The sequence below is a fragment of the Wolbachia endosymbiont (group A) of Tromatobia lineatoria genome (genome assembly GCF_964028565.1).
In the GTDB taxonomy this organism is placed as follows: Bacteria; Pseudomonadota; Alphaproteobacteria; order Rickettsiales; family Anaplasmataceae; genus Wolbachia; species Wolbachia pipientis.
Genome location: NZ_OZ034791.1, coordinates 528068 through 551848, shown reverse-complemented (window position 1 = coordinate 551848; position 23781 = coordinate 528068). Strand labels below are relative to the sequence as shown.

Below are 23781 nucleotides of genomic sequence, written 5' to 3'. Positions count from 1 at the left end.
AATTCAGCAGCTTACAATGGATAGTTGAAGTTTTTAATTAAGGAAAGCACACAAGTAAATCGTGTAGCTATAGTTATTGTAAGCAACAATGAAAAAGTGCGGAAGTGAAAAATTTATGTTGATTTTATATTAATTTTTAGTACAATTTAGCATTATAATCTGGGGGTACCAATGAAATTTGAAATGTCGGAAGAAAATAGTAAAAGAGTCTTGTCTGGTACAAAATGGATTACTAATGTTGGTCAAAACTATCTTACATCACTGAATAATAGCACTAAACCAACTAGTTCTGGAAAAAAAATTAATCAATGCTTTTTTACTTGTTCCAATCATCGTGCCTACTGCTATAACAGCATTATCTCTTAGCTTAACTATGCTTTTTTTGAATGCTGTTAATGTTCAAAAAGATGATTCTAAATTATCTAAAGTAATAAAGTTTATAGTTAGCTCTCTAATCTATATAGCTGCTACCGTGGTTTTAATTCCGTGCATTGTATTAAATCTAATAATTTCACTGATACCTGGTCTTATTTTTTATTACATTAATAAAGACATGTTTAGTCAAAAAGACATAGAAAACAGTCAAGGTCAACCAGTAAATAAAGTTGAGATAAGTAATGATAAAGAATACAATGAGCGTGTTGAAAAAGAAGCTAGCATATTAGGAACTGACCAACATCAAAATAATGAAGAGCACGAGCAAAATGAACTAAGGAGTAATAGTCAAAGTAATTCAGAACAACACCATTCAGCATATAATCAAGCATTAGTAAGTAATGGTCAACTACATAATCAACCGACTGTAGAAGTAATATCTCGAGAAGTGGGTAATACGCGATTTGTAGACCAGACTGTTATAGCAAAGGATATAAATAATGATGGTATACGAGATGGTGGAATGATGATGCGAACAGTTGGAAATGATCGTAACTTCACTGCTTGTGGTGTTGTTACCGGAAATGCTACTAATAAACAAGAAGGTTTCACTACTGCTATGGGGTTTTCATGTAACATTGTTGAAAATGGAATAGATTTCCAACTTGGCTGCAGTATGCGCACTGGAACTGACAAAAAGCAAGCAATTAAACATCTTAAGCAAAGTGAATCAGCGCGAACTTTGCTATCTGGTGATAGTGGAATATTGTCTATAGAGCAGTTTGGTAGCTCACAACGAAAGCAGTAATTATTTCACCAGCGGCAAAGTAATACCATGCTGATTCATATATTTTCCTTTCATATCATCATATGATTTCTCGCATTCACTTTCGCCGCTTAAAAATACGAATTGGCATGCGCCTTCATTAGCGTAAATTTTCGCAGGAAGTGGAGTGGTGTTTGAGAATTCGAGTGTGACATGACCTTCCCATCCAGGTTCTAAGGGAGTAACGTTTACTATAATTCCACATCTTGCGTAAGTTGATTTACCAACACAAATGACCAGTACATTCCTTGGTATACGAAAATATTCCACTGTACTTGCAAGCACAAAGCTATTTGGTGGAATTATACATACGTCTGTTTCCTTATCTATGAAACTATTCTCAGAAAAATTTTTAGGGTCCACGATAGCTGAATTAACATTAGTAAAAATTTTAAATTTATTATCCACTCTTGCATCGTAACCATAAGATGATAGTCCGAAAGATATAACACCTTTGCTGCTTTTGTGGTTCACAAAAGGTTCTATCATTCCAAAATTTTCAGCTTTTTCTCTTATCCATTTATCTGGCATAACTGCCATAATTGCCCCTTAAAGTTGTGTAATACTTACAATAATATAAAATAAAATTTAAATGTAAACTGTAGCTTTTGTCATGCAATTAAAGCTTTTCAGTTTGATTTTTTATTACAATAATTAGATTTATGTTCTTAACTAAAAATAATGCTTAGAAACTTTCTCCTGATTTTTGTATTCGTATTATTCACGCCGCTATCAAATGCTGATGCCAGGAAATACATCAGAATTGTTGGATCTTCAACTGTTTTTCCTTTTATCTCGTTTATAGCCGAAGAGTTCAACCGTGTATTCTCCTTTAAGACTCCAGTTGTGGAATCGATAGGAAGTGGATCAGGATTCAAAATGTTTTGCTCAGGAATAGGGGAAGACACGCCAGACATCACCACTTCATCTCGCCCTATGAAGGAAGTAGAAAGAGAACTATGTAAAAGGAATAAAATTAATGAAGTGATAGAAATCATCATTGGCTATGATGGAGTTGTCATTGCAAATTCAAATCAAAGCCATAGATTTGATTTCACAAAGAAGGACTTATTTGAAACTTTATCTGCATATTCTCAAGAAAATGATAAATTAGTAAAAAATAATAAGAAGTTTTGGTCTAATGTCAATCAAGCCTTACCAAAAACAGAAATTGAAATTTATGGTCCACATCAAAATACAGGTACATACGAAACTTTGGTTAATTCTATTATGCTTGATCAATATTCATGCATGAACTCGAGAATTTTCAAAGAGAATTATAAAGATCAGGAAGAAAGAAAGAAAGCATGTGGTAATATAAGGGATGACGGAAGGTATATAGAAGTTGGAATTAATGAAAATATAATAATACAAAAATTGAAAAGTAACAAGAACGCCTTAGGGATATTTAGTTTCAGCTTTTTAATGAGGAATCAAGATAAAATACAAGGGAGCACAATTGCAGGAATTGAGCCAACTTACGAAAATATATCATCGGGAAAATATATATTAGCAAGACCTCTATACCTTTACATAAAGAGGGAACACTTGGATACTGTTGATGGATTAAGAGAATTCGTAAAAGAAATTATAGATTCAATCGGTATTGAAGGTGGGTACCTATCTAGGCTTGGTCTAATCCCACTTTCAAGTGAAGACATGAAAAAAGCTTCAGCAAAAGTTTATGATATAACGTGACGGTCTTTTATATTCTTTGTCCCAGCGCGGCGCGCTGGGATGACATTATTAACGTTGTACTTCTGTAAACGTTCTTTCTACACTTGGATCTTCTAAAACCTTAGCAATACCAGCACCCATTAATATAACTGCTGCCAAAACTGTTAAAGCCAGTGCAACTACAGGATACGCTAGCACATAGGCTGCAACAGTACCAACTGCGCACAGTCCAACAACGCCCAGAGCAATTTTCCCTTTGTGTTCACTCCAGAAGGTTGTTTCGTTCTTTTCTGGGGTTTTGTTGTCTGCAGTTGGTGCAGAGTTTACGGTGTTTTGATCTAGATCAGTGTCATCTATAAAGTTAAGATCATCATTCTCAGACGGATCCTGATTGATTTCTTGTGAAAATCGAGTCGCATACTCTTTATCCCATGCTATCTGATCATTAATCTTGGCATTATCTAGTTCATTTTTACTAAGTTTTTCCTCAAATTCTTGAATCAAATCTTGAAAGCATTGCTCACCTACTCCAGGTATTTTAGCAAAACGTTTTTGTGCACATGTAAGTTTATCCATTACATAGTTATTTCCATTGGGCTCGAACCCAAGGAGCCCTGGAGAAGCAGCATCAAACATTAATTTAAAGCTTTCTTTTATCTTTTCCACATCTTCTTGGTTCAATTCTTCACTATATTCAACTTTCAGAGGATAAACTAAAAGGGCATCTACTCTTCCACTACTCCAATATACCTCTCGCTCTAAAACCCTTTCTACATCTTCACCACAATTCTCTAATGCTGCTTTAACTTGATCAATATCAAGGTTTTCTATTGCTTCTTGTAAGTTGGAATCAAGATCCTTTACCCTCTCGTGCTTTTCTATTTCTTGAATAACTCGTGCAAGAGCAAAATATTCTGTGCTATTATAGTCAATTTTTCCTTGAAAGCGTTTAAGAGGTTGTCCGGAAACAAGTAAAAGGCTATAATATCTGAAATTTTAGTACGGGGTAAAGATGAGAAAAAAGTATCCAACAGATCTAAGCGAAAGGGAATGGGCAAGAATAGAAAAACACTTCAGAGTATCATACAAGAAAGGAGGAAGGCCGCCAAAGTATAGCAAAAAAGAAATATTAGAAGCAATTTTCTATGTATTGCGTACAGGGTGTCAATGGCGGTATTTACCAAATGATTTTCCGCTATGGAAGACTGTGTATGAGCAGTTCAGGCAATGGAAGAAGCAGGGAATTTTTGAGAAAATGAATTATGAAATTACAAAATATAGTAGAAGAAAAATAGGAAGGAATGAGCAGCCGAGTGCCTGTATAGTAGATAGTCAATCTGTAAAGACTACAGAAAAGGGGGGATCAAAGGCTATGATGGAAGTAAAAAAGTAAAGGGTAGAAAAAGGCATATAATTACAGACACTCAGGGTTTTATACTAGGTTGTTACGTAGGCGCTGCTAACGAAAATGATAGAGATGGTATTAAAATAGCATTAAACAATATGAGAACAAAATATACTAAAGTTAAAAAAATGTGGGCTGACATGGGATACCAAGGAAGAAATTTAAAGAATCACATAAAGGAAGAATATGACATAGATATTGAAATTGTTAAAAGGCCTCCATGTAGATTTTGGGTGCACAAAGATACGCCACCTGAGCTACTACCAACAAGAGAACAAGGGTTTAAAGTACAGCCAAGAAGATGGGTTGTAGAAAGGACTTTTGCTTGGGTTAATAGGAATAGAAGGCTATCGAAGGAGTATGATTTACTCACAACATCCACTGAGAATTTCATATACCTAGCTATGAGTAGGGTTATGTTAAAGAGGGAATATGCTTGAATTTACTAGTTTCCGGACAACCTCTAAGATCATCTATTGTATCCGCAAAATATGGTTGACCTTCAAAAAATTCTATTACCTTGTAATCACACAAAAAATCATGAGTTTTTTGATCAGCTTTCTGCCAAATTAGTTCAATGATCTTTACTTGAGCTTTAATTGTAATGCTACAACACATAACAAAATCTAAAATGGTACCTTTGTCACTAGTCAAAGTCCCCTCGTGGCTCAAAACTGCTTGTATATCATTATGTTCATTATCGTCGAGTACGTTCTGGACTTCTTGAACACTGCCATTCCAGACTGCCTGTCTTAATGAACCTAGAATTTCTTCTTGTGCATCAGTTAATTCAACCATATCTTACCTCTAATAAAAATTTAATTATCACACATATTTACAAGTAAATCAAGTATATTGTTAATAACTGTTAATAAAGGCCAACAAAGTGCTTGACGTTAGAGTAGCTTTTATGGCTTTGTATAGCGAGGAAGTAACTCTATGAAAAATCATCAACGTTTACAAAATTTGCGTTCAATTGTATTTATTGTGGGAATATTCCTATTGCTGTTTAGCTTAGCAATGCTTATTCCTGCTATTACCAATAAGTATCTCAGCTACGAATGGAAAATTTTCTCGCTGGATTCATAATTACCTGCACATCTGGCGCAATTTTTATTTTACTCGGTAAATTAAGTAGATTGCATGGAATGCCAGCAATTTTTGCGATTACTAGTTGCACCTGGATTGCCTTGTCTCTGTTTGCAGCTATTCCTTTCTATTTTGATAATCTGAGCTATGTTGATGCATTGTTTGAAACGATATCTGGCATCACAACCACAGGAGCAACTATATTTAATGATATTGAAAAGCAATCTCCGGGAATACTGCTGTGGAGAGCAATGCTACATGGCATGGGGGGTTTTGGTGTAATCACTTTAGGAATTGCAGTTTTTCCTATGTTTAAGGTTCTCAGCCTAAATAATTTACTTTATTCTGAATATTCAGATGCTACCAAAAGGAAGTTGCCGAACACGCGAAGCGTAGTAATTCATGTTACGGCAATATATTATGGCTTAATTTTGTTATGTATATTTTCCTATTATCTAGCTGGTATGCCACTATTTGATGCAATATGTCACGGAATGTCTGCTGTATCAACTGGTGGATTTGCTAACTATAATGATTCTATAGGGCACTATAATAATCCCATACTAGAAGCCATAACGATCGTTTTTATGATTTTGGGTTCTCTGCCTTTTCTTAGCTATTTAAAAATCATAAGACGGTTAGACATTTGCTATGATGAGCAGGTCTCTTACTTTTTTAAGATAGCTATTGTTTCATCTTTATTTGCTTGTTTTTGGTTGTATAAAAATGTTGATTTAGGAGTGTCATTATCATTTAGATGCAGCACATTTACCATCACTTCCTTGATTACGTCAACTGGTTATGCAATCTGTAATCATATAGATTGGAGTTTCATTTCAGTCTTAGCTTTTTTTCTCACCTTTGTTGGTGGATGTAGTGGTTCTTCAAGTGGTGGTGTCAAAATCTTCCGCTTGATTGTTCTTTTAAGGTCTATAAGAAATTACTTTTACCTTTTATTAAACCCTGATGCAGACAATGGAGTAAAATTCAATGGAAAAACCCTGGAGAATGATGAAGTTCACTCTGTCTTTATATTTTTTGCAATTTTCATGTTAACGTTTACCATTTCATCAATAGTGATGTCTTACTTAAGCAATGCAGACTTTATAACTAGCATCAGTTCAGTCTCTGCAACGCTTACAAACTCTGGCCCGGGATTTAGTAATTTAATAGGTCCTTCGGGTAATTATTCCTCTTTCAGTAATGAAGTAAAATTATTTCTATCGTTTTTAATGCTGCTTGGCAGACTTGAAATATTGCCAATCTATTTTTGTATAGGCAATTTATTCTTATTTAATAGAAAGAAATAGTTGGTGAAGTTGTGAAATTTGATATTATAGCTAAACTGACTTACGACAATTTGAAAAACCGTCATTCCGCTACTCGTTAGCGGAATCTATACCGCGAATAAATCCACAGATGTACGAACATTGTGATTTGGGCACACCAGGAAGAATGTCATCCAAGTAGCCCCTTTCTCGTCATCCCGCTACTTGTTAGCGGGATCTATGCTAAGAGATACCGCGAATGAATCGCGGCATGACGGTTCGCGGCGGTATAGCTATAGATAGTATTAGCTATTTAATAAAAAGAGCGTAGCTAAACCAAGAAATATAAAAGCTGAGAGAATATCAGTTGTTGCCGATGTTAGGATTGAAGAAGAAACGGCAGGGTCAGACTTTAAGCGATGAAGCATTATAGGAATGAAAGTTCCGATGAACGTTGCAATAATTGACATCATAATCATGGAGACCACAAAAATCATCTCCACTTTGAAGTTGTGAAACCTTATTGCTAACACTACTAATGAAATAGTAGATAAGATCACCCCGTTTATAAGACCTATTAAAAATTCTTTCATCAGTATTCTTTTTGCATTTTGCTCAGTTAGATATTTTGTTGCGATTGCCCGGATGGTTAGCGTTACTGTTTGGGATCCTGCATTTCCGCTCATTGATGCAATTATCGGCATGATTATTGGCAGCACTATAAAACTTTTTATTACATCATCGAAAAAGCCAACTACTATGGAACACATTGTTGCAGCTAAGAGGTTAAACAGTAACCAAGGTAGCCTTTTAATTATAGTTTTATGTATAGGGGCATTTATATCGGCTTTAGAAGATACACCGCTTATTTTGAGTACATCCTCTTCTGTTTCTTGTTGAACAACTTTTATCACATCTTCAATTAAGATCACACCAATAATTTTACCATTCTTATTTACTACCGGAGCCGATAATAGAGAGTAATCTTTAAATATTCTTGCTACTTCCTCTTGGTCTATTCCAGTTTTAATGATTTTTATGTCATGATCCATTATCTCTTTTATTATTGTGTCTCCTGAGTGAGATATTACCTTATTTAAATTAACACTGCCTATAGGCTCTAATTTTGAGTTGATAATGAATATCTGGTAAAATTTTTCTGGTATTTTTTTATAGTTGCACACAAATTCTGTCAGTTGATTTATTGTCCAATAATATGGAGCTATAACCATATCTTTATGTATTAACCTTCCTGCACTTTCTTCTGGATATGATAGCAACTCCTCTACCGATTTCTGAGTTTTGCTGGGCAAATAGTAAAGTATATTTTCTACAGACTTTCTATCTAAATCTTTCACTATGGTTACTATATCTTCTACATCAAGGAGCATTAGTAACTTTGCTGTATTTTCTATTCCCAATGTTTCTATGATCTCTATTTGTAAATCTGGCACTACATGCACTAGGGCATCACTTAACAAATGTTGATCGAGGATATTAACTAATTTCTCCCTGTGATCACTGATCGAAGTAGATAAAAAATAAGCTAACTGAACACTGTCTATCGTTTTTACAATATTACGAACATTCTCTAGCTCCTCGTTATCAAGTGACTCTATTAAGTCATCAATAGCCTTTTTGTCTAAACCATAATGGGAACTTATTTCAATATTCATTACTTTACCTTGTTTTTTAATAAATATACGCGCTTGATTTCCTTAAACATTAAAGTACAATGAAATTATTTAAATTAACTATCATATGGTTAAATTTCTATTTTGTTTACTGTTATTGTTATTGATAGTAAGTATATTAAAATCTAAAGTATAATGAAAACTTATCCAGAAATTCTTGAACACTTTCAAAGCTTAAATAAAAGTATTTCTCTTATCAGGAGGTGTCTTTGACATAGAAAAATTAAAGTTGCGTCTTGAAGAGCTTGACTCCCAAGCGTCGAATGATGACCTATGGCAAGATAACCAAAAAGCACAAGAAGTTTTAAAAGAACGTTCTAAAATTAAAAATGACGTAGAGTCGTTTTTAAAGCTGGAAAGCGATTACAACGATGCCATCAGCTTAATGAAGTCTGCTATTGATGAAAATGATGAAGAATTTTTCTCTGAAGTTGAAAATGAATTAGCTAAGCTAGAGAAATTAATCAAGTATAAAGAAACAGAGTCCTTATTTACTGGTGAAGCAGATAATAATAACTGCTTTTTAGAAATCCACTCAGGAGCTGGTGGAACAGAGAGCAATGATTGGGCTGAAATGCTGATGCGCATGTATGTAAGGTGGGCAGAAATTTATCATAACTTTAAAGTTGAAGTTGTAGAAAAATTAGAAGGAGAGTCAGTTGGTATAAAGTCTGCAATGATAAAAATCGTTGGAGAAAAAGCTTATGGGTGGGCAAAAAGTGAAAGTGGAATTCACAGGCTGGTTAGAATATCGCCATTTGATGCAAATGGTAAACGTCATACCAGTTTTGCAAGTGTAGGAGTAACTCCAGTGATAGAAGATTCAATTGATATTGCTGTGGATGAAAAGGATCTAAAGATCGACACCTATCGTGCTTCCGGAGCAGGCGGTCAGCATGTGAACAAGACTGAAAGTGCGGTACGCATTACGCATATTCCAACTGGTGTTGTAGTTCAATGCCAAAATGGTCGTTCTCAACACAGAAATAAAGATGAGGCGTTAAAATTACTTAAAGGACGTTTATACCAAATTGAACTGGAAAAAAAAGAACAGAAAATGGCTGAAGAATATGGTAAAAAATGCGATATAGGCTGGGGCAATCAGATCAGATCGTACGTTATGCATCCATATCAAATGGTGAAGGATTTAAGAACCGGACATGAAGTGGGCAATATAAATTCTGTTTTTGATGGTAATATAGATTGTTTCATAGTTAGTGTGCTTACTAAGCAAAATTAGGTAGGGTTGACTTTCTTGCCATAATATATGATAATTAAAATATTGTTAAAGTAGGAGTAAAGTTATGGCGATTAAATATGATCAGTGGAAAAGTGACCTTACCCAGAAAAAGTGGAGAGAAAGTGTGGAATGTTTTTTACAAAAAGAATGATGCATCAAATTGTTCTGGAATGCAATAGTTAATAGTGACGTTGTTTGTTATAAAAAATTTCTATGTATTCAAATATTGCAGTTCTAGTGTGTTGAGCAGAGTGTTGTGAAGTATCAATAAGTATTTCTCTTTTCAATGAGCTAAAGAAGCTTTCTGCAACAGAATTGTCGTAACAACAGCCTTTATTACTCATCTATATTCTTTACAGCTAAGAGATATTGATACCCTTGCGCAGTATATTGTGAACCTTGGTCACTGTGCAGCAGTAGATTTTTAACAGGTTTACGCCTATTAATGGCCATTAATAAAGAGTTCATAACCAATTGTTTATTTATTGCACTACTCATTAACTACCATACGTGAGAATTATTGCTGCCAAATATAGCCATCCCTCCTTGGTTTTGATGTAAGTAATCCCATACTTTATTTGGTTGATCAACAATAAAGTTTTGGTCTAATATATTGGGAGCTACGACTCTACTGTCCGTTTGTTGTTTCTTAATTTTAAATTTTCTTCTCAATATAGCCTGAATACCATTTTTCTGCATAATACTTTGCACTGTTTTTAAGTTGCAACTTTTACCCAAAGCCTTCAATTCAGCATGAATTTTAGGAGCTCCATATCTACATTTAGAAACTTGATATATTTTTTGAATAGCTGCGAGTAGCTCTTTATTTGCTGATTCTCTACTGCTTATTTTTCTTGTGGTCCACTTATAGTAGCCACTAGCAGAAAATCCTACATAATTCCTGTACTTTATAGCAGTTACTATATAAAAAAATATTTTACTCTTTTTGACTGGCCAGGGCTTTTTTTTAAATGTCTCTTTCCCTTGTTACTCTTGCTTTGTAAATCAAACCTCTCTTTGTCGTAAGGAGCCATGTTACCTCTACCTGGAAATGCATTTGCCGCTGACTTTTTTTCGTTATATTTCTTCATCCATTTTCCTAATACACTATCCCTTATTCCTAGATCTCTTGCTACTTTTGCAACTGGTTGACCTACCTTTCTTTGTTCATTTGCCAGCTTAACAGCTTCCAATTTGAATTCTGCCGTATATTCTCTTACCATTTCTAATCCTCCAAAATTTTATTTTACCCAAAAAAACTCTTTTCTTTCTCTCCACTTTTTCTGGGTAAGGTCAGAAATTTAATGATCCAGGATATACTCCTTTGTTAAGGGAGATTGAGCATTTTCGAATATTTCTTGAGTGCTTCCAGACTCAACAATTCTGCCATTATGAAAGAAAATTACACTATCAGATAACTTTTTAGCTTGCTTCATTGAATGAGTCACCATAATTATAGTAAATCTTAATTTCAGCTCTTGTATAAGATTTTCGATTGCATTGGTTGCCATTGGATCAAGAGCAGAGCACGGTTCATCCATTAATAAAATAGTTGGCTTCACTGCAATTGCGCGAGCGATGCATAGCCTCTGTTGTTGGCCACCGGATAAATTGAGTGCGCTATCTTGCAATCTGTCCTTCAATTCTTCCCATAAACCAACCTTGGTTAAACTATTTTCCACCATCTCATTCAATTTTTGCTTATCCTTCGCCATACCATGCAATTTTGGCCCACAAGCAACATTATCATATATTGATTTTGCAAAAGGATTTGGCTTTTGAAATACCATACCAACTTTTGCTCTAAGTAGTACAACATCCATATCGCGTGAATATATATCACCCAGCCCATCGATATCTAATTCACCAACAGTTTTGCAACCTGGTACATAGTCATTCATACGATTAAAACAACGCAAAAATGTTGATTTACCGCACCCGGATGGTCCGATAAAAGTAGTAACTTTTCTTTTATAAATATTCAAATTTATATCGAATAAAACTTGCTTAGAGCCGTACCAGAGATTTAAATCTTTAACAGAGGCACGTGTATTGCTCATATCACATCCTGCATTGAATAGAGCCCCGGAATTTCTCTTTTATTTTCGTATAGCCATACTGCTGCTTGAACAGCTCCTCTAGCAAATGTTGTGCGATCAATTGCTTTGTGGTTTAGTTCTATCCGTTCATCAGAATTAACAAACATCACGCTGTGATCTCCTATTACTCCACCTCCACGAGATACTGCAAAACCTATTCCCCCCTTTTTCCTTATGTTTGAACCACTATGTAAATATTGATTGGACTGAAAATCCACTTTTGAAGCGTTAGCAATTGTTTTGCCAAGTTCTATAGCTGTTCCAGATGGTGAATCCTTTTTTAAGTTATGATGCATTTCCCAAATCTCAACGTCATATTCATTACCTAAAAGCTCAGCAGCTTTTTTTACCAATTTCAGCAACACATTAACCCCAACACTCATATTTGCTGACCATAATATTGGAACTTCAGCAGCATATTCTTTCAAATCGACACCTTCTATTCCAGTTGTGCCACTAACCAGCGGTGTTTTAAATTTTACAGCTGCTTTAAGGCAGTCTAACATACATTCTTTAGTTGTAAAATCTATTACAACGTCAGATGACTCAAATATGCCACTAATAGAACTTGTAACTTTAATTCCTAGATTGGCTATAATTGGTCCAATATCTGAATCTATGTACTTACTACCTGAACGGGCAACAGCACCTGCTATTTCCACTTTGGTATTTGTAATTAATTCATTGAGTATTTTTTTGCCCATTCTGCCTAAGCAGCCTATTACTCCAACTCTGATTTTCATAAAGCTTTTTACGTTTATTAAGAATGTTAGGCCTTTTTTTAAGCTCTGTCACTTCTGATCTATATTCTATAGCTGTACGAACACTGCAATTTCAGATCCCAGTGCCTTGACCACAACTATTGCAATATGGTACATAGTGAACGATGTCATTCCAGTCTGGAATCTAGCCTTTCTGCAATCTCATCGAAAACGTTTTTCTATGCTAGTTTGCTTGCTTACAAGCAAACTTTTCTGGATCCCAGTGCGTGACACTGGGATCTAGCCTTTATTATTTGGTTGAAATTAAGTTTTCTGGATCCCAGTGTCAGCTACTTTCATGACATCATTATAAAGTAAAATGAGATCCCAGTGTCTGGGCACTGGGATGACAAGAATAGGGCACTGGGATCTAGTGGGCTCAAACTACAATGTTTGTACAGCTGTGATCTATATTCTATAGCTGAATAATTTAACAATTCAAAATGAATACATATCCTATTGAGCTCTATATTACATACCAGGTTGCTTTGCCTTTTCCATGCTGAGTGATGTGATTACTCTTTACGAGATTAGATACGTGCTTCTTTAAGGTATTGCAGTTTGCTTTAGTAATATTTTCCAAATCCTTAATTGTAAGACGTCCATGTTTGCTGAGTAGTGCTAATACTTTAGCAGAAAGTGGTGGTAAATAGAGATTTAACACTTTTTCATGTGACACCTTTTGTTCAAGATGAAATTTTTGCTTTTGTAGTGACCTTAAAAAGAATATAAGCCATGGATTAAAATCATAGCTGCTCGTCTTCAAGGATTGTTGAGTACGACGCAAAGCTAAGTAGTAACTCTCCTTATTACTTTCAATTATACTTTCAAGGGAACTGTAAGGTACATAGATATACCCTAACTTTAGTAACAAGAAAGTTGTGAGAATGCGTGATAATCTGCCATTTCCATCCTGGAAGGGATGAATAGCTAAAAAAGTAACTATAAAAATGCCAATAATTAATAGAGGGTGTAACGATTTCACCTCTAATTGCTGGCTAGTCCAATAAATAAGTTCTTGCATTTGTGTTGCTGTCTCAAATGGAGAGGCTGTTTCAAAAACTATGCCCAAGCTTTTTCCAGATTCATCAAACGCTTCAACATGATTGGGGAATTTTTTATATTCTCCCATGTGCCTTTGATCTTTATATGAAAATTGTAAAAGCCAGATGTGAAACTGTTTTATAGTGTTTTCTGTAAATGGCATCTTGTTAAAGTTTTGAAATACTTCTTCACACACATACGCATATCCGGCTATTTCTCGTTCATCTAGAGAACGAAATGAACGTGTATCAAGTTTGGATAGTAATTGCTCAACTTCACGGTCTGATAATCTTGCCCCTTCAATACGAGTAGAAGAACCAATACTTTCAATTGTTGCAATTTTCTTGAGCATTTGTAAACGTTCTGGAGCTAAATTACCAAACAATTGCCATGCTCCTTTAAATTCATCAATTTCAGCAACTAATTTTAACATTTCAGGTGTTATTACAATTTTTGAAATGTCAAACATATCTGTATTTTTATCTAGTTATATTCAATTATATTCGAAAATATCCTATTAGCAAAGAATACTTGTGAGACACACACTAAAGAATGAATTTTGGTAGGCATAAAAGCAGCTATTTTATGTTAAAATACAACATTTTGATGAAATTATAAGAAAGGCTGGATCCGAGTAGTCAGCTACCCGTCAGTGCATGTTGAAAAATCATTTTATGATCTAAATCAGTTTTTTTACAGGTAACTTCTAAGCTTATCAATTTTTCCAAGATCTTCTTAAGTTCTGAAAGTTGCAAACTTTTCAAATGAGATTTAAAACTCTGCAATTGTTTAAAAAACAATGGAGGGCTTAGCTGATCAATCGCAGCCTGCTCACTCATTCCACCTTGCACTGACAGCAAAACGTTTTCAAGGCGTAGGAAATAATTTGATATAATGCGAATTAGTGCTATCGGTGAAAAATTTTCTTGCGATATCAATGCATCAGAAATTCTAATGAAACGCGACATATCTTTACTTGCTATGGCAGAGCATAGATCATCAAGTGTAGCATAGTCGTTGCCGGAAGTTGAAAAGCATAATTCTATATCAGTAAGTTTTAGGTCTTTTCTCTCCCCTAAGTATAAAACTAACTTCTCAAGTTCTGAACATATAGGCAGCTTGCTATGATTAAAGTAAGATTGCAAATGGTAGATTATCTCATTTGTGCATTTTATATCATTTTGTTTTAAGTAACTTGATATAATGTCATAAAGATTGCTGTTGCTGTCCTTATAGCAAGCAATCACACCAAAAATTTTTGAACTCTCCATATAACTTTTAGTCGCAGAATTATATGGAAGATCATTTGCTACCATCATTACATAATGACCACTTGCGTTATAATCCAATACATTTTTTAACTCCTTGGATATACCTCCACTCACATTTATCAGCTTAATTAATTTTTTGCTGGTAAACATCGAAACGTTTGCCAATTCAGAAAACAGTAAACTGGGTGACTTATGCACTATTGCAAAATCCATCACCTGAACTGAATACTCACCCAAATTAGCAATTATTTCTTGTACATAAAAATCAACCCTACTGTTATCACTTCCATGAATTAACACACCACGTAAAGCATCAGGTTTCTCTAGGAATTTTTTAACTTTGGATGGTGTGACCCTCATGCTATCTATATGATATCATTCTCATTTGACTGTACATGAGTATCCAAAGACTCTGAGTCTCCTTGTGCAATATTATGCACATCACCTGCTACATCATCTGACTCTTCTGTTTTTCCTGTAATATAATTATAAAATTTTTTCACAGGTTGAGATATATATTTGGAAAAAAATCCTTCTTCGCTCATATTGCTTACTCCATAAAATTAACAACTTATCATTAGCATATAAATAATAGTATAGCAAAAACTATTTTGTGCTAAGATAGTGATGTTTTATAATGAGTATATTACAAAATTATTAACATTCGAGATCAAAATTAAGCCAACCTGCTTAATACTAGCCTTATAAAATAAGCGATAATTAAATATACCGCTGCAACAAGTATAATTGCAGGTCCAGTTAACAAATCAAAACTTGCAGATAACATGAGACCCGATATCCCAGAGATCACAGAAAAAACTGTTGCAACAATAATCATCTGCATTGGAGTTTTCGAAATGAGCCTTGCAGATGCTGCTGGTATTAGCAAAAATGCAGCAATGAGTAATATTCCTATTAGTTGGGCAGCAATTGCTATAAATATAGCAAGAGTGATTAAAAATTCTAGTCTAACAAAGGTAACATTAATTTTTTCAACTACTGCTAAATCTTGATTAATTGAAATCATTAACCAATAACGCCATCTAAATATTAATATCAAAGTAACTACTGCAGAGGTTAAAAAAATCAATACTATATCACTTTGATCGAGCGTTAATATATCACCAAACAGTGAGCTAATAATACTATTATTGCCAGATGGAAGAAAAGACATAAGTATTAAACTCGATGATAAAACTACATTGGTAACAATGTTCAATATCGTATCAGCAGAATATAATCTGTTAAAATTAAGAGAAAGTAGTATAGCAAATGTAATTGCAATGAGCATTATGCTAAGCGATGGGCTAATCTTAAAGATTAAAGCAAGTGCAACACCAAGCAACGAAGAATGGGACAAACTATCACCAAGATAAGATAACCTTTGCCATATCATAAACGATCCTAAAGCGCCTGTTACTAGGCTAATTACAACTACTGCAACTAGACTATTGATGAAAAAGTCCTGGGTAAGCATGCTATATGGCTATTAGATAACTGACAACAAATCTATCTTCGGATATCAGAATATTATGGGTTCTGCATGCAGAACCTGTTGTCATAAATTCAAAATTTAAACCTTTTTGTTCCATAAGATAGGACTTCACTGAAGAACTTAGTATATTGCGTGTTTTACCAGTACCTATTAACAAAATTTCTATTTCCTCTGTTAAAAAAGATTCAAAATACTCCTTGCTGTTTATATCACTTTCTTTCAATTTTATCACCTTTTCAGGAAAAATTATAATTGAGCCGCAATATTCTCTATTATTCACCAAAAATTTTCCTTCCCTGTAACCATTTATAAGATTTTTATTCTCGGAAATTAAGGGCATAAGTCAAACTATTAATTGAGTGTCACATACCCACCATTCTGGTTGCTTTTTTCCGATATTAACTGCAGCAGCTTTTGCATTTTCCTCACTATCGAATATTCCAAAACATGATACACCACTGCCTGACATGCGAGAAAGTATAGAGCCTTCTTGTGACTCAAGTGTTGATATCACATCCTTAATTTCAGGTACAAAGCTTATTGCTATTTCTTGAAGATCGTTTCTCGTCTCTTTAAGAAACTTCAACAAATCCTTTTCAGCGTCATCGCTCCATTTAATTGGCTCAGAAAATTTTCCTTCATGTTTGGAAAATACCTCTGGTGTACTCAAAAACCTTTTTTTCGGTTTCACAAGCACCACATTTGTAGGTAAAGAGAATTTTTTAATGTGGCATAATTCTTCGCCAATACCTCTAACAAAAACTGGCTTGCTATCTACGCTTGCGGGAACATCAGCACCAACGTTTAAGGCTATTTCATTTAAAATCGTCCTATCAATCTCCCACAGCTTCCCTAGCGTACGTACCACAGCTCCAGCATCTGAGGATCCGCTACCAAGTCCTGCAGCAATTGGTATGTTTTTTACAACCTTTACAGTGACTTTAGTGCGTACAGGAGCATGCCTAAGCAGCAGATTAACCGCTTTCATTACAGTGTTATACTGGTTATTTATTCTAGACTCGGAGTTTATAAATTCAACTGTAGAGTTATCGTATCTAGAATCCTTCTCACCTACTTTTATTTCCAAAAAATTAGAGAGATTAGCAAAGACAAATAAACCTTCAATCAAGTGATACCCTGTTTCTTTTTTGTCTACAACATGCAAAAAAAGATTGATTTTTGCAGGCGCCTTTACACAAAAACTTTTCATTATATATCTTCACTAACACTATTTTTACATTATATGTATAATGCTATTCTAGTCAACTTTTATAAGGTTCTCGCACTTCTGATGAGATCAAATGCCATAAATCCTAATTTCTCTGTGTGGGTAAATGCGTCCGCTGGTACAGGCAAAACAAAAATCTTAATAGACAGAGTATTGAGACTTTTATTAGAAAACAAAAGAAATATTCTTTGCTTAACATTCACCAATGCTGCAGCAAACGAAATGGAGAATCGCATTCACAGCATACTCAGTAAGTGGGCAATATGTTCAGATAGTGTGTTGGCAGCAGATCTAGAACAACTAGATTTCTTTCCAATGTCATCCCAGTGCGTGACACTGGGATCCAGAAAAAATAAAGATTATTTAACAAGAGCAAGAAGGCTTTTCTCTGAACTGGAAAATCTTGGTCTAACTATACAAACCATACACGCTTTCTGTTACAAATTAATCTCCAGCTTTCCTATAGAAGCTGGCATTGCTCCAAATTGGACGCTGAGTGAATGTAAAGAATTACATTCCATCATATTCAATAAAGTGCTTCATAACGAAACTGTGCAGGATGATATCAACCTTATTGCAACTGAAATTGATGAAAATAAACTACGCGATTTGCTTTATACTTTATGTGTAAAAAGATCAGCGTCAGCAAATGATTCGAAATATATCAAAGATAAATTGAGCGCCCCAGATGAAATTCATGACTTACAGAGTGAAACAATTGAGCACGTGGAAAGACTAGCCGAGATATTAAGTGAAGGCAGTAAAAGAGATCAGAGTTATAGTGAAATACTTTATTCTACTGTCATCCCAGCTGGGATCCAGAAGAAAAGAACCAGCGTCACGCGCTGGAATGACACTAAAGTAGAAAACCTAGCCAAGGTCTTTTTAAAATCAGAATCGCACGAAAAAAAGAGCATATCATCCATTGCAACAAAAAGTATTTTGGAGAAATTCAAAGATGCAGAGCAAATAATAGAGAGCGTTCAGAATGTAGTATTTACCCATATAAGAGACATGAACTCTTATCAAATATTCAAGAGAACCAGTAGCTTACTTGGTGTATTTAAAGTATATGTTGATTTGTATAATAGTGAAAAATCAAAAAATGCACTGCTTGACTACAATGATATAATCAACTTAGCAACAAATCTTCTTAGCAATCCAAACTATAAAGATTGGATATTGTTTAACTTGGATCAAAAAATAGATCACATCCTTGTTGACGAGGCACAAGACAATAGCATCAGCCAGTGGAAAATTATAACAAATCTCTGCGATGAATTTTTTGCCGGTAATGATGAAAAGCGAACCTTATTTGTTGTTGGTGACGTAAAACAATCCATATACAGATTTCAAGGAGCAAATCCCCATCTATTCAACTATATGCAACAATACTTTCATACGAAAACTGGTGGTAGAGATTGGATATCATGCCAACTTGAAAAGTCATTTCGCTCAACTCCAGAAGTTTTGATGCTTGTAGATAGAATATTTAATAACTTCCGCGCAGAAATATCTTTTAATGATAATGAAATAAAACATGTTCCACATAGAGAAAATGACCAAGGATATATTGAAATTTGGCCAGCGTTACCAAGGCGCAAAGAGAAAGAACAGCGAGCTTTACAAATTCCTCTGACATGCAAGGAAGGTTATACAATAGCAGATCGATTACTTGCTCAAACAATAGCTAACAGAATTCACAATTGGTTAAATGAAGGGCGAATTTTAGTCGCTAAAGATCGCCATATAGAGCCAAGAGACATTATGATTTTGGTGCGACAACGAAACGTGTTAGTTGATTACATAATAAGCGAACTTAAAAAAGCAAATGTGCCAGTTGTAGGCCGGGATTATTTTAGAATTATGGACTATATAGCCGTGCAGGACTTAATAGCTTTGGCCGAATTTTTACTCCTCCAGGCAAATGATTTAGCTCTTGCAAATGCTTTAAAATCACCGCTATTTAATTTTACCGAGGATGATTTATTTAACATTGCATACGACCGTAAAGAGCATTCACTATGGGAAAGAATTCAGGATTATTCTGTGGTTATCTATAGTGAATTAAACTATCTCATTAACTTATCTCGCATAGAGTCTCCTCTTGCACTATTTACACATATATTGCGTACAGGTAAGAAGAAATTTGCTGCAAGGCTAGGTCTTGAGTGCTTTGAGGTCCTAGACGAATTTATGAACCTCGTGTTGCAATTTGAAAACCCATCTCTTCAAGCGTTTGTTCAATGGATCAAGGAGAATAATCCGGAGATTAAGAATGATATGCAATCAGAACGCAATGCTGTGCGAATAATGACAATTCACAAATCAAAAGGTCTGCAAGCTCCCATAGTATTTTTGGTTGATACAAACACAGTGCCAAGAAACAGTGAAAGCATTATCTTTGATGGAACAGAAGTGCCATTTTGGTGTGGAAAAAACAACAACGCTTATTGCGATCAAGTAAAAAGAGAGAAAAAACTAGAGGATTATAATGAATATTTGCGTTTATTATACGTAGCACTCACGCGTGCTGAAGATGAGTTATACATCTTAAGTAAAGAGCCAGTGCAAAAGGGCTCTTGGTATGATCTAATCACTAAGTATGGAGAACCATATGAAAAGAAACAAAGGGGTTTACGGCCAATATTTAAAGAAAAAGTTGAAGTATTATGCGTGAATGCAAACTACCCTTACATTTATAAAAAACGTGATTACTTTGACGTTCCGGTCATTTCCCTTCCACCAGCTTTAGCCCACTCTTCGGTGTCATCCCAGCGCGTGACGCTGGAATCCAGTGAAAAAGAAGGAGCAGAATGGATCCCAGTGTCAGCTACTTGGATGACGGATGGTTATGCAAGAGGCCTGATTATTCACAGCATATTGCAGTATATGCCCAAGATAGAAAAAGAAAGGAGAAAAAATTGGGTCAGAAAATACCTTGATAACATCAGCGAAGATAAGGATGAAATTTACAGTAAAATATTAGCCTTTAATGAAAAATATGGCTATTTGTTTGACTTGGAAGGCAAATCAGAGATTACACTGAGTGGAACAATTGATGGCAAGTCAGTATTAGTACGACTAGATAGGCTATGCATAACGCAAGATAAAGCAATCATAATTGACTACAAATCACACCGTAACGTTTCTGTTTCCTTATTAAATGAAATAAAAAAACAGATGTTAATCTATAAAACCTTAGTACAAGAAATATATCCAAACAAGCAAGTAGAGTGCGTGGTTATTTGGGTGGAAGATTTAACCATTCAATCTGACTTTTAACGAAACTTGATTGCAAGAAATAGCTGCTACGTCATACCACCGCGAACCGTCATCCCGCCGCAGACCGTCATACCGCGATTCATTCGCGGTATCTCAGCCGCTAACACGTAGCGGAATGACAGCAGTCCTACGTCATACCGCTGCGGATAGATCCCGCTAACAAGTAGCGGGATGACGAATTACTTAACTGTCATACCACCGCAAACCGTCATACCGCCGCGGTATCTCAGCCACTAACAAGTAGCGGGATGACGAATTACTCAACCGTTATCCTGCTGCTCCTTTCTCGTCATCCCGCTACGTGTTAGCGGGATCTCAGCATAGCTATCTTAAAGCTAAGTAATATAAGTCAATCCAGCTAGGATTCTTTTGATTGATCAAATTAATTTTCCACTGCCTTGGCCATTCTTTCAGGCGCCTTTCTCTTGCAATAGCTAAACTTATATCTTCAAACTCTTCAAAATATACAAGTTTATTTACATTATATCTTGATGTAAAACCTGAAACAATTTTGTTTTTGTGTTCCCAAATCCTCTTGATCAAATTTGCAGTTACACCAGTATATAATGTGCTATTAGCTTTATTTGTAAGTATATAGATATATGATAACTTCATCTTAATCGTTTATAGCTAAAGTAACTGAGGTTTACCAACATTATACTACACCATCATACCACAATAAAACTTACCGTCATACCACCGCGGATAGATCCCGCTAACACGTAGCGGAATGACGATTGTCGGTAAATCTAAGTTACTGTAGCTATAAAGGCTTTCACAACAACCTATTTTCCTTGAAACTAAAATAGCTACTGAATGTAATAATAATGTGGTCTATTAATTCTATTCCTATACTTTGGCAAGCTTCTGCTAGTTGTCTAGTGAGAGATATATCGCTATTTGAAGGTTGTGTATCTCCGCTTGGATGATTGTGAGATATTACAATGGATGTTGAACCAATCAAAAGTGCGCGCTTGATGATCTCTCTGACATAAAGAGGAGTTTGATCTACTGTACCAATATTTTGCAAGTCTTCCGCTATTAGACGATACTTTTTATTCATATAGATGACACGAAAATTTTCCTTATTGAGGCTTCCTATACTTATTCTTAAATAATCAAGCAATTTTTCCCAGTTATCGATTACAGGCAGGTTTTTTATTTCTTCTCTTGCAGAACGAACAAAGGCTTGTTTTACACAAAAGATGGCAGATATCGCTGCATTGCTGACATCATCAACGTTTTGCAGCGCTTCCAGGTCAGCATTAAAAACTTTATTTAAGCTGCCAAAACTTTCTATCAAACTCTTTGCCACCGGTTTTACATCAATTCTACTATATGCTGAATATAAAATGTGCTCTAAAACTTCATAATCAAGTAATGATTGTCCATTATCTAAAATAATTTTCTCTCTTAGGCGCTTTCTATGCCCCTTTTTGTAATTTTTCATCATCAATGAATTGCTTATCTCTTGTATAATAAGAAATTAGATTTTTAAGTAAAATATTTAATAAAGCGCATGACGCACAATTGTAAGAACATTCATTTTTAAAGACAGCAAATGGTGTCATGAAAGTAGCTGACGCGAGCTCTACGTCATACCGCCGCAGACCATCATACCGCCGCAGACCGTCATACCGCGATTCATTCGCGGTATCTCATCCGCTAACAAGAGATCCCGCTAACAAGTAGCGGGATGACGAATTACTTAACCGTCATGCCACCGTGAACCGTCATACCGCGATTCATTCGCGGTATCTCTAGGTCCCGCTAACAAGTAGCGGGATACTTGATCTTTACAGGGATGACGGTTGTCGTTTAGCTACAAACATTAAGAAATTTACCAAATGAAAAAAAAGGCAAAAGAAGCCCTAGTCATTGTCTATTTTCAGTATTTGGCGTTTTTTAAATCTTAAACACTGCAATTTAGCTGCTTTTAAACGCAACTCACCTTAGTTTAAATGTTTAAGAAATTTACTAAGCAGAAAAAAAGGCAAAAGAAACCCCGCGTTAGCTAGTTGTCACTCTCTAATCCTGCAAATTGGCGTACTATACTGTCTTAAACGACTTATAAGCGCGTTTCAGCTTATATAGGTAAAAACCCAGAAATGTTGTGAAGACATAAGGTGCACATAGTGCAAAAAATTAAAAATAAGACGCCAACTACGTTGTTTTCTTGCTGTTTAATCTGCACAGATGAAGATAACTGAATACCTTCACTATCATGATAAAGGGGCTGGCGAAGGGTGTCAAGTAGTTTTTAGCTCTGCCTTCTAAGGCTTTTACTCGTGACAACCACTGTGCCTGCGATCTTATCGTGCCAAGTTTGACAGCGTTTGTTGAAATTTGACCATAAAAAGCCCAAGAACAATGGTGCAACTGACAATATAAAGGAAAAAAATCTCTTTGTTGCTTGTTTTAGGGTCATCTTTTCGAAAGTTTGTGCATCCACAACTCTAAGCCCAAATAATAGTTTTCCAGGTGTAGTAGCAAACTTTACCCACATATATATTACATAGCAAAAGAGCATAATAAACTGGACTATTTGATTTAGAATCATTAATTTTACAAGTCTACTCTGCATTGCCTTTTCTTCTATAGAAAGTGGCACTTGCATTGGGGATTTTGCAGCAACTTGGCTGAATATTTTGCTATCCTCTGAGTTTGTAAAGAGCTGATTAAAGGCTTGGCTGCAAAACTGCAAGAACAAAACGATAATAATTAAATCAAGCAATACTGATATATAGCGCCTGAGGCCCGTTACATAACATATCCCATTTTCATCTTTCTTTACCTTTTGAATAACATTTATAGAAGAAAAAATAGAAAATAAACGATTAAAAAATTTATGTAACATATATATACTTTCCAATATTTAACGTGCCCCTGGCCGGACTTGAACCAGCATGCTTTTGCAAGCAACAGATTTTGAGTCTGCCGTGTCTACCATTCCACCACAGGGGCATTAAGTTTTAATGCTATAGGCAACACGGAATTAGTCAAATTTTTTTGCCTTTACATCTT

General features: G+C 35.1%; 26 protein-coding genes and 1 tRNA gene. 7 read left to right on the top strand and 20 right to left on the bottom strand.

The annotated features are described in order from the left end of the window. Window positions 1-171 precede the first annotated feature (171 nt). Window positions 172-366 (top strand): hypothetical protein, encoded by a 195-nt coding sequence (locus ABWU48_RS02850; protein WP_353288497.1) that lies wholly within the window; start codon window positions 172-174, stop codon window positions 364-366. Between the two features lie 7 nt (window positions 367-373). Then, window positions 374-1183 carry a hypothetical protein gene (locus ABWU48_RS02845; protein WP_353288496.1) on the top strand — a complete coding sequence of 270 codons (810 nt, stop codon included), beginning with the start codon at window positions 374-376 and terminating at the stop codon, window positions 1181-1183. Here ABWU48_RS02845 and dcd read toward each other — a convergent pair whose 3' ends face one another. Next, window positions 1184-1741: a dCTP deaminase gene (gene dcd, locus ABWU48_RS02840; RefSeq protein WP_006280485.1), complete on the bottom strand. Its 558-nt coding sequence runs from the start codon at window positions 1739-1741 to the stop codon at window positions 1184-1186. A gap of 141 nt (window positions 1742-1882) precedes the next feature. On the opposite strand from dcd, the gene ABWU48_RS02835 reads away from it, so the two are divergent. Further along, the gene (locus tag ABWU48_RS02835) at window positions 1883-2899 is read left to right on the top strand and encodes a substrate-binding domain-containing protein (RefSeq protein ID WP_341820258.1); all 1017 of its coding nucleotides are present in this window, start codon (window positions 1883-1885) and stop codon (window positions 2897-2899) included. 48 nt (window positions 2900-2947) lie between these two features. Here ABWU48_RS02835 and ABWU48_RS02830 read toward each other — a convergent pair whose 3' ends face one another. Continuing rightward, entirely contained in the window at window positions 2948-3559 is a 612-nt protein-coding gene (locus tag ABWU48_RS02830) for a hypothetical protein (protein WP_353288495.1), read from the bottom strand. Between the two features lie 331 nt (window positions 3560-3890). Between ABWU48_RS02830 and ABWU48_RS02825 the strand changes: the two genes are divergently transcribed. Then, window positions 3891-4723, top strand: a protein-coding gene (locus tag ABWU48_RS02825; protein WP_209472412.1) for an IS5-like element ISWpi1 family transposase whose coding sequence is annotated in 2 segments (ribosomal slippage) — window positions 3891-4260 and window positions 4260-4723 — 834 coding nt in all. Because the reading frame shifts where the segments join, the coding sequence is not laid out codon by codon here. Here ABWU48_RS02825 and ABWU48_RS02820 read toward each other — a convergent pair. Beyond that, the gene (locus ABWU48_RS02820; protein ID WP_353288494.1) at window positions 4698-5081 is read right to left on the bottom strand and encodes a hypothetical protein; all 384 of its coding nucleotides are present in this window, start codon (window positions 5079-5081) and stop codon (window positions 4698-4700) included. The two genes, ABWU48_RS02825 and ABWU48_RS02820, sit on opposite strands and share 26 nt — an antisense overlap. A gap of 263 nt (window positions 5082-5344) precedes the next feature. Here ABWU48_RS02820 and ABWU48_RS02815 point away from each other — a divergent pair, with 263 nt between their 5' ends. Further along, the gene (locus tag ABWU48_RS02815) at window positions 5345-6682 is read left to right on the top strand and encodes a TrkH family potassium uptake protein (protein ID WP_353288493.1); all 1338 of its coding nucleotides are present in this window, start codon (window positions 5345-5347) and stop codon (window positions 6680-6682) included. Between the two features lie 263 nt (window positions 6683-6945). Here the strand turns inward: ABWU48_RS02815 and mgtE are convergent, their stop codons facing one another. Continuing rightward, the gene (mgtE, locus tag ABWU48_RS02810; RefSeq protein ID WP_353288492.1) at window positions 6946-8316 is read right to left on the bottom strand and encodes a magnesium transporter; all 1371 of its coding nucleotides are present in this window, start codon (window positions 8314-8316) and stop codon (window positions 6946-6948) included. 153 nt (window positions 8317-8469) lie between these two features. Between mgtE and prfB the strand changes: the two genes are divergently transcribed. Further along, window positions 8470-9574 (top strand): peptide chain release factor 2 gene (prfB, locus tag ABWU48_RS02805; protein ID WP_151808105.1). Its coding sequence is split into 2 segments (ribosomal slippage): window positions 8470-8544 and window positions 8546-9574, totalling 1104 coding nucleotides; the frame shifts between segments, so codons are not numbered across the junction. A 179-nt stretch (window positions 9575-9753) separates the two neighbouring features. Here the strand turns inward: prfB and ABWU48_RS02800 are convergent. The 12 genes from ABWU48_RS02800 to ABWU48_RS02745 form a co-directional block, all read right to left on the bottom strand. After that, complete coding sequence (locus ABWU48_RS02800) at window positions 9754-9918, bottom strand: IS3 family transposase (protein ID WP_084741697.1); 165 nt, start codon at window positions 9916-9918, stop codon at window positions 9754-9756. Further along, the gene (locus ABWU48_RS02795; protein WP_010082071.1) at window positions 9911-10072 is read right to left on the bottom strand and encodes a DDE-type integrase/transposase/recombinase; all 162 of its coding nucleotides are present in this window, start codon (window positions 10070-10072) and stop codon (window positions 9911-9913) included. The genes ABWU48_RS02800 and ABWU48_RS02795 overlap by 8 nt, the downstream gene beginning before the upstream one ends. Window positions 10073-10075: 3 nt before the next feature. Further along, window positions 10076-10372, bottom strand: coding sequence for an IS3 family transposase (locus tag ABWU48_RS02790; protein WP_353288512.1), 297 nt, complete (start codon window positions 10370-10372; stop codon window positions 10076-10078). Between the two features lie 122 nt (window positions 10373-10494). Further along, window positions 10495-10797 carry a transposase gene (locus ABWU48_RS02785; protein WP_151807816.1) on the bottom strand — a complete coding sequence of 101 codons (303 nt, stop codon included), beginning with the start codon at window positions 10795-10797 and terminating at the stop codon, window positions 10495-10497. Window positions 10798-10875: 78 nt separating this feature from the next. Then, complete coding sequence (gene pstB, locus ABWU48_RS02780) at window positions 10876-11634, bottom strand: phosphate ABC transporter ATP-binding protein PstB (RefSeq protein ID WP_353288491.1); 759 nt, start codon at window positions 11632-11634, stop codon at window positions 10876-10878. Next, entirely contained in the window at window positions 11631-12416 is a 786-nt protein-coding gene (dapB, locus tag ABWU48_RS02775; protein ID WP_010962542.1) for a 4-hydroxy-tetrahydrodipicolinate reductase, read from the bottom strand. Before dapB ends, pstB begins: the two co-directional genes overlap by 4 nt. Window positions 12417-12900: 484 nt before the next feature. Further along, entirely contained in the window at window positions 12901-13947 is a 1047-nt protein-coding gene (locus ABWU48_RS02770) for a Fic family protein (RefSeq protein WP_010082541.1), read from the bottom strand. Between the two features lie 169 nt (window positions 13948-14116). Beyond that, window positions 14117-15109, bottom strand: coding sequence for a DNA polymerase III subunit delta (holA, locus tag ABWU48_RS02765; RefSeq protein WP_265042721.1), 993 nt, complete (start codon window positions 15107-15109; stop codon window positions 14117-14119). 5 nt (window positions 15110-15114) lie between these two features. Further along, complete coding sequence (locus ABWU48_RS02760) at window positions 15115-15294, bottom strand: hypothetical protein (RefSeq protein ID WP_010082539.1); 180 nt, start codon at window positions 15292-15294, stop codon at window positions 15115-15117. A gap of 131 nt (window positions 15295-15425) precedes the next feature. Further along, a complete protein-coding gene (locus tag ABWU48_RS02755) occupies window positions 15426-16226 on the bottom strand; it encodes a metal ABC transporter permease (RefSeq protein ID WP_010962536.1) in 801 nt (266 codons plus the stop codon). A 1-nt stretch (window position 16227) separates the two neighbouring features. Further along, a complete protein-coding gene (locus tag ABWU48_RS02750; protein ID WP_209472851.1) occupies window positions 16228-16584 on the bottom strand; it encodes an Mth938-like domain-containing protein in 357 nt (118 codons plus the stop codon). A 3-nt stretch (window positions 16585-16587) separates the two neighbouring features. Beyond that, entirely contained in the window at window positions 16588-17454 is an 867-nt protein-coding gene (locus ABWU48_RS02745; RefSeq protein ID WP_209472850.1) for a 4-(cytidine 5'-diphospho)-2-C-methyl-D-erythritol kinase, read from the bottom strand. An 81-nt stretch (window positions 17455-17535) separates the two neighbouring features. On the opposite strand from ABWU48_RS02745, the gene ABWU48_RS02740 reads away from it, so the two are divergent. Next, window positions 17536-20757 (top strand): UvrD-helicase domain-containing protein, encoded by a 3222-nt coding sequence (locus tag ABWU48_RS02740; RefSeq protein WP_264705721.1) that lies wholly within the window; start codon window positions 17536-17538, stop codon window positions 20755-20757. Window positions 20758-21081: 324 nt separating this feature from the next. Here the strand turns inward: ABWU48_RS02740 and ABWU48_RS02735 are convergent, their stop codons facing one another. From ABWU48_RS02735 to ABWU48_RS02720, 4 genes are all read right to left on the bottom strand, one after another. Further along, complete coding sequence (locus ABWU48_RS02735) at window positions 21082-21372, bottom strand: GIY-YIG nuclease family protein (protein WP_353288490.1); 291 nt, start codon at window positions 21370-21372, stop codon at window positions 21082-21084. Window positions 21373-21532: 160 nt separating this feature from the next. Next, window positions 21533-22207, bottom strand: coding sequence for a RadC family protein (gene radC / locus ABWU48_RS02730; RefSeq protein ID WP_010962534.1), 675 nt, complete (start codon window positions 22205-22207; stop codon window positions 21533-21535). Window positions 22208-23017: 810 nt separating this feature from the next. Next, a complete protein-coding gene (locus tag ABWU48_RS02725) occupies window positions 23018-23614 on the bottom strand; it encodes an RDD family protein (protein ID WP_190321214.1) in 597 nt (198 codons plus the stop codon). A 24-nt stretch (window positions 23615-23638) separates the two neighbouring features. Next, a tRNA-Leu gene (locus ABWU48_RS02720) sits at window positions 23639-23721 on the bottom strand. Window positions 23722-23781: the final 60 nt, after the last annotated feature.

Bases quoted from the DNA above. Each gene is read 5' to 3' on its own strand.
- dapB (WP_010962542.1), bottom strand. From the start codon at position 12,416: ATGAAAATCAGAGTTGGAGTAATAGGCTGCTTAGGCAGAATGGGCAAA.
- ABWU48_RS02740 (WP_264705721.1), top strand. From the start codon at position 17,536: ATGAGATCAAATGCCATAAATCCTAATTTCTCTGTGTGGGTAAATGCG.
- ABWU48_RS02770 (WP_010082541.1), bottom strand. From the start codon at position 13,947: ATGTTTGACATTTCAAAAATTGTAATAACACCTGAAATGTTAAAATTA.
- ABWU48_RS02750 (WP_209472851.1), bottom strand. From the start codon at position 16,584: ATGCCCTTAATTTCCGAGAATAAAAATCTTATAAATGGTTACAGGGAA.
- ABWU48_RS02815 (WP_353288493.1), top strand. From the start codon at position 5,345: ATGGAAAATTTTCTCGCTGGATTCATAATTACCTGCACATCTGGCGCA.
- ABWU48_RS02725 (WP_190321214.1), bottom strand. From the start codon at position 23,614: ATGTTACATAAATTTTTTAATCGTTTATTTTCTATTTTTTCTTCTATA.
- dcd (WP_006280485.1), bottom strand. From the start codon at position 1,741: ATGGCAGTTATGCCAGATAAATGGATAAGAGAAAAAGCTGAAAATTTT.
- ABWU48_RS02785 (WP_151807816.1), bottom strand. From the start codon at position 10,797: ATGGTAAGAGAATATACGGCAGAATTCAAATTGGAAGCTGTTAAGCTG.
- ABWU48_RS02755 (WP_010962536.1), bottom strand. From the start codon at position 16,226: ATGCTTACCCAGGACTTTTTCATCAATAGTCTAGTTGCAGTAGTTGTA.
- ABWU48_RS02760 (WP_010082539.1), bottom strand. From the start codon at position 15,294: ATGAGCGAAGAAGGATTTTTTTCCAAATATATATCTCAACCTGTGAAA.
- pstB (WP_353288491.1), bottom strand. From the start codon at position 11,634: ATGAGCAATACACGTGCCTCTGTTAAAGATTTAAATCTCTGGTACGGC.
- mgtE (WP_353288492.1), bottom strand. From the start codon at position 8,316: ATGAATATTGAAATAAGTTCCCATTATGGTTTAGACAAAAAGGCTATT.
- ABWU48_RS02845 (WP_353288496.1), top strand. From the start codon at position 374: ATGCTTTTTTTGAATGCTGTTAATGTTCAAAAAGATGATTCTAAATTA.
- ABWU48_RS02820 (WP_353288494.1), bottom strand. From the start codon at position 5,081: ATGGTTGAATTAACTGATGCACAAGAAGAAATTCTAGGTTCATTAAGA.
- holA (WP_265042721.1), bottom strand. From the start codon at position 15,109: ATGAGGGTCACACCATCCAAAGTTAAAAAATTCCTAGAGAAACCTGAT.
- ABWU48_RS02795 (WP_010082071.1), bottom strand. From the start codon at position 10,072: ATGAGTAGTGCAATAAATAAACAATTGGTTATGAACTCTTTATTAATG.
- ABWU48_RS02735 (WP_353288490.1), bottom strand. From the start codon at position 21,372: ATGAAGTTATCATATATCTATATACTTACAAATAAAGCTAATAGCACA.
- ABWU48_RS02850 (WP_353288497.1), top strand. From the start codon at position 172: ATGAAATTTGAAATGTCGGAAGAAAATAGTAAAAGAGTCTTGTCTGGT.
- ABWU48_RS02745 (WP_209472850.1), bottom strand. From the start codon at position 17,454: ATGAAAAGTTTTTGTGTAAAGGCGCCTGCAAAAATCAATCTTTTTTTG.
- ABWU48_RS02800 (WP_084741697.1), bottom strand. From the start codon at position 9,918: ATGAGTAATAAAGGCTGTTGTTACGACAATTCTGTTGCAGAAAGCTTC.
- ABWU48_RS02835 (WP_341820258.1), top strand. From the start codon at position 1,883: ATGCTTAGAAACTTTCTCCTGATTTTTGTATTCGTATTATTCACGCCG.
- radC (WP_010962534.1), bottom strand. From the start codon at position 22,207: ATGAAAAATTACAAAAAGGGGCATAGAAAGCGCCTAAGAGAGAAAATT.